Here is a 5084-nt window from a genome sequence, read left to right as displayed (position 1 = left end):
TGTGCGTCTGCATACAGTTCCGAAGGCGGCACATCAGGAACGATTTCTTCTTTGCTTGCACATCCAAACAGAAGGGATACCGCTAAAAGGCCTGTTAAAGTCTGACGTTTCATATCAGGAGTCTGTTCCTTGAATCTAAATATTTCTTAAGCTGCCGTTACTTTCTTTCCAGTAACAGATACAATGACGTAATAGTCTATTTTTTCACAGTCGTGAGCATTAGTCTCACAGTTTTTAAAAAAGTTCGATATGGCTCAGCAGATTGTATTAACAAATACCGTAAAAGATAGCCAGTTAGGTCAACGTTTAGACCAAGCTATCGCCGAATTATTCGCGGACTTCTCTCGCTCGCGCCTAAAAGAGTGGCTGCTTGATGGGAAAGTTCAAGTTGATGGTGAAGTTGTCACTAAACCTCGTACCAAAGTAATGGGTGGCGAGGAAATTACATTGCAAGCCGAGTTAGAAGATGAAGAACGCTGGGAAGCGCAAGATATCCCGCTAGATATCGTCTATGAAGATGAAGATATTATCGTTATCAACAAACCTCGTGACTTTGTGGTTCATCCGGGCGCTGGTACGCCTGATGGCACTGTACTTAATGCGTTGTTGCATCATTACCCTGATATTGCAGAAGTACCTCGTGCAGGTATCGTGCACCGTTTGGATAAAGACACCACGGGTTTGATGGTGGTGGCGAAAACCGTTCCTGCACAAACTCGTCTGGTTCGCGCACTGCAAAAACGTAATATTACTCGTGAGTACGAAGCGATCGCTATTGGTCGTATGACTGCGGGCGGTAAAGTGGATCAACCGATTGGTCGTCACTCTACTAAGCGCACGCTTATGGCGGTAGCACCAATGGGCAAACCAGCAGTAACGCACTACCGTGTTGCTGAACGCTTCCGCGAACACACGCGTATTCGCTTGCGTCTAGAAACGGGTCGTACGCACCAGATTCGTGTGCACATGTCTTACCTTCAGCATCCGTTGCTCGGTGATATTGCATATGGTGGACGTGCTCGCATCCCGACAGGTGCGTCTGAAGAGCTAACGGCAATGATCCGGGGCTTCGATCGCCAAGCATTGCACGCAGTAATGCTGCGCTTTGAGCACCCAATTACGGGCGAAGTTCTTGAGTTTCATGCTCCAGTGCCTGATGACATGGTTGTGATGACTGAAGCGCTTCGTCAAGATACAGAAGAGCACGGCTTACCGGAAGAATTCTAATATGAAGACGATCATTCCGAATTGGCCAGCGCCTAAAAATGTCAAAGCTTTCGCCTCAACACGCATAGGCGGATTTTCGACAGGCCCTTACCAAGGGCTAAATTTAGGTACTCACGTTGGGGATGATTTGTCTTTAGTAGAGAAGAACCGAGCTTGGTTGGCGCAACAGGCAAGCATGCCAAATGCGCCAATCTGGTTAAACCAAACGCATTCAACCGTTGTGGCTCAAGCAAATGAACCAACAACACAGGTGCTTGATGCGGATGGTGTATTTACTTCTTCAAGCCATGTTGTATGTTCAGCGATGACCGCCGACTGTTTACCTGTATTATTGACTAATACACAAGGTACGCAAGTAGCCGCTGTTCACGCAGGTTGGCGCGGCTTAGCAAATGGCATTGTCGAAAATGCGTTAGCGTTGTTTTCTGGTGAAGTGATAGCGTGGCTTGGCCCCGCCATTGGCCCTCATGCCTTCGAAGTGGGTGAAGATGTTCTGCAAGCTTTTGTTGATTTTGATTCACAGGCGAATCAAGCATTTGCTCCACGCGATATCGACGGTAAATGGTTTGCTGACATGTCGGTGCTGGCAACGCAACGTTTAAACCGAGCTGGTGTGACACAAGTGTTTGATTCTGGACTTTGTACTTACCAAGATAAAGCCTCTTTTTACTCGTATCGCCGTGATGGTAAGACAGGTCGACAAGCAACCTTTATTTGGATCGAAGACTAGCTATAAGCACCAAAGTGCTAAGATGCATACTACTATTTTTGCAAAGCTATCTTTATTCATTCACTCCCTTGAAATTCCCCTCGTGAGTATCCATCTTTCTAACTGTCAAAAGAATTTCCTTTAGTTGAGGTTAGGAAGGTAGATATGCGTCTTGATCGATTCACAAGTAAGTTTCAAATCGCTATCTCTGATGCTCAATCACTAGCGTTAGGGCGCGATCATCAATATATCGAGCCAGTTCACCTCATGGTGGCTTTGCTTGATCAAAATGGCAGTCCAATTCGTCCATTGCTTACTATGCTGGATGTGGACGTAACGCATTTACGCTCTAAATTGAGTGAAATGTTAGATCGATTACCAAAAGTCAGTGGCATCGGTGGGGATGTTCAGCTCTCTAGCTCGATGGGCACATTGTTTAACCTGTGTGACAAAGTGGCGCAAAAGCGTCAAGACTCCTATATCTCGTCTGAAGTCTTCCTGCTTGCCGCTTTAGAAGATCGCGGACCGTTGGGGCAATTACTCAAAGAGATCGGTTTAACAGAGCAAAAAGTCAGCCAGGCAATCGAAAAGATCAGAGGTGGTCAAAAGGTCAATGACCCGAATGCGGAAGAGCTTCGCCAAGCATTGGAAAAGTTCACCATAGACCTTACCGAACGTGCAGAGCAAGGTAAATTGGATCCTGTTATCGGCCGTGATGATGAAATCCGTCGTACTATCCAGGTATTGCAGCGTCGTACTAAAAACAACCCTGTGATTATCGGTGAACCAGGCGTAGGTAAGACAGCAATTGTTGAAGGCTTAGCGCAGCGCATAGTTAACAATGAAGTACCTGAAGGTCTGCGTGGTCGCCGTGTGCTATCACTGGATATGGGCGCACTGGTTGCTGGCGCGAAATACCGTGGGGAATTTGAAGAGCGTTTAAAATCAGTATTGAATGAACTTGCTAAAGAAGAAGGCAACGTCATCCTCTTCATTGATGAACTACACACTATGGTCGGTGCTGGTAAAGGTGAAGGCTCAATGGATGCGGGCAACATGCTAAAACCGGCATTAGCTCGTGGTGAGCTGCACTGTGTTGGCGCAACAACATTGGATGAATATCGTCAGTACATCGAAAAAGATGCAGCATTAGAACGTCGTTTCCAAAAAGTGCTGGTGGATGAGCCGACCGTTGAGGATACCGTGGCGATTTTACGTGGCTTGAAGGAGCGTTATGAGCTTCATCATCACGTCGAAATTACCGACCCAGCGATTGTTGCTGCGGCGAGTTTGTCACATCGCTATGTCTCCGACCGTCAGTTGCCGGATAAAGCGATTGACTTGATTGACGAAGCGGCTTCAAGCATTCGTTTACAAATTGACTCTAAGCCAGAGTCCTTGGATAAGCTTGAGCGTAAAATCATCCAACTCAAAATTGAGCAACAAGCACTAAGTAACGAGCACGATGAAGCGAGTGAAAAGCGTTTGAAAGCGCTTAATGAAGAACTCAATGAAAAAGAACGTGAGTACGCTGAACTAGAAGAGGTTTGGAATACAGAAAAAGCAGCTCTTTCTGGCACTCAACATATTAAGTCTGAGCTTGAACAAGCTCGTATGGACATGGAGTTTGCTCGCCGTGCTGGCGATCTAAACCGTATGTCGGAGCTTCAATATGGTCGTATTCCTGAACTTGAGAAGCAGTTAGATCTTGCAACCCAAGCTGAAATGCAGGAAATGACGCTATTGCGTAATAAAGTAACCGACAACGAGATTGCAGAAGTACTTTCTAAGCAAACCGGCATTCCGGTATCCAAGATGCTAGAAGCGGAAAAAGAGAAACTACTTCGTATGGAAGACGTGCTGCATAATCGTGTGGTAGGGCAAAGCGAAGCGGTCTCTGTTGTATCGAATGCCATTCGTCGTAGTCGAGCTGGGCTTTCTGATCCAAACCGACCAATTGGCTCCTTCTTATTCTTAGGTCCAACTGGTGTGGGTAAAACAGAGCTTTGTAAGACACTTGCGAGCTTTATGTTCGACAGTGAAGATGCGATGGTCCGTATCGATATGTCTGAGTTCATGGAGAAACACTCAGTGGCAAGGTTGGTTGGTGCTCCTCCAGGCTATGTCGGATATGAAGAGGGTGGTTACTTAACTGAAGCGGTTCGTCGCAAGCCGTATTCGGTAATTTTGTTAGACGAAGTAGAGAAAGCGCATCCGGATGTATTTAACATTCTGCTGCAAGTTCTCGATGATGGGCGTTTAACGGATGGTCAAGGTCGTACTGTTGACTTCCGTAATACGGTTGTGATCATGACATCTAACTTGGGTTCATCTCGTATCCAAGAGAATTTCGCAACATTAGACTATCAAGGTATCAAGAGTGAAGTGATGGATGTGGTTAGCAAACACTTCCGCCCAGAGTTCTTGAACCGTGTTGACGAAATCGTGGTGTTCCATCCACTTGGTCAAGAGCACATTAAGTCCATTGCTTCTATTCAATTGGAACGTTTGGCGAAACGACTAGAGGAGAAAGGCTATCAACTAGAAGTTTCCGACAAAGCACTCGACTTGATCGCTCAAGTTGGTTTCGATCCTGTGTATGGTGCGCGTCCTTTAAAACGTGCAATTCAGCAGAATGTCGAGAACCCGTTAGCCAAATCAATTCTTTCTGGTGAAATCGTTCCAGACAAGACAGTGCAGCTAATTGTTACTAATGACCAAATTTGTGCTCATCAATAATTGTATGGATACAGTAAAATTGAGATAAAAATCACACTAAAGGGGCCGTTTGGCCCCTTTTCTATAGTTTTTTAGAGTCTTTTGTCTGTTTTCTATACGAATAAACTAAAAAGGTGAGTTTTTTTAAAAAATGCACTTGTGTTCTTTAATGAACTCCCTATAATGCGCCTCCGTTGTCACGGGAAAGCAAGTGAAGCGGAACCTAAACAACTACGGTTAGTGAGTTAAAATTAACTCGCAGATAAATAACTTAAAAAAGTGTTTGACACGATAAGTTATCTAGCTAAAATAGCCGTCCACTTTGAAGAGAACTTCGAAGTGTGCTCTTTAAAAATATAGACCTATCAATCTGTGTGGGCACTCGTTGATGATAATCCAATTCGATACTTCGGTATCAAATTAGGTTTCA

Annotated in this window: 3 protein-coding genes and 1 pseudogene; 3 read left to right on the top strand and 1 reads right to left on the bottom strand. The window is 45.2% G+C overall.

The features are described 5' to 3' along the window. Positions 1-113 (bottom strand): annotated as a pseudogene (locus R8N46_RS24080) (outer membrane protein assembly factor BamD); the annotation flags it as partial. 136 nt (positions 114-249) lie between these two features. On the opposite strand from R8N46_RS24080, the gene rluD reads away from it, so the two are divergent. The 3 genes from rluD to clpB all read left to right on the top strand — a co-directional run bounded on the left by rluD (position 250) and on the right by clpB (position 4675). Beyond that, positions 250-1227 carry a 23S rRNA pseudouridine(1911/1915/1917) synthase RluD gene (gene rluD, locus R8N46_RS24075; RefSeq protein ID WP_005381875.1) on the top strand — a complete coding sequence of 326 codons (978 nt, stop codon included), beginning with the start codon at positions 250-252 and terminating at the stop codon, positions 1225-1227. A 1-nt stretch (position 1228) separates the two neighbouring features. Continuing rightward, positions 1229-1957 (top strand): peptidoglycan editing factor PgeF, encoded by a 729-nt coding sequence (pgeF, locus tag R8N46_RS24070; RefSeq protein WP_115385746.1) that lies wholly within the window; start codon positions 1229-1231, stop codon positions 1955-1957. Positions 1958-2101: 144 nt separating this feature from the next. Continuing rightward, positions 2102-4675, top strand: a complete 2574-nt coding sequence (gene clpB, locus R8N46_RS24065) for an ATP-dependent chaperone ClpB (protein WP_005381873.1) — start codon at positions 2102-2104, stop codon at positions 4673-4675. The last annotated feature ends 409 nt before the right edge of the window (positions 4676-5084 follow it).

Source organism: Vibrio sp. 1874 (genome assembly GCF_033344395.1).
In the GTDB taxonomy this organism is placed as follows: domain Bacteria; phylum Pseudomonadota; class Gammaproteobacteria; order Enterobacterales; family Vibrionaceae; genus Vibrio; species Vibrio alginolyticus.
This window is presented reverse-complemented; position numbering and strand designations above follow the sequence as displayed.

Bases quoted from the DNA above. Each gene is read 5' to 3' on its own strand.
- rluD (WP_005381875.1), top strand. From the start codon at position 250: ATGGCTCAGCAGATTGTATTAACAAATACCGTAAAAGATAGCCAGTTA.
- pgeF (WP_115385746.1), top strand. From the start codon at position 1,229: ATGAAGACGATCATTCCGAATTGGCCAGCGCCTAAAAATGTCAAAGCT.
- clpB (WP_005381873.1), top strand. From the start codon at position 2,102: ATGCGTCTTGATCGATTCACAAGTAAGTTTCAAATCGCTATCTCTGAT.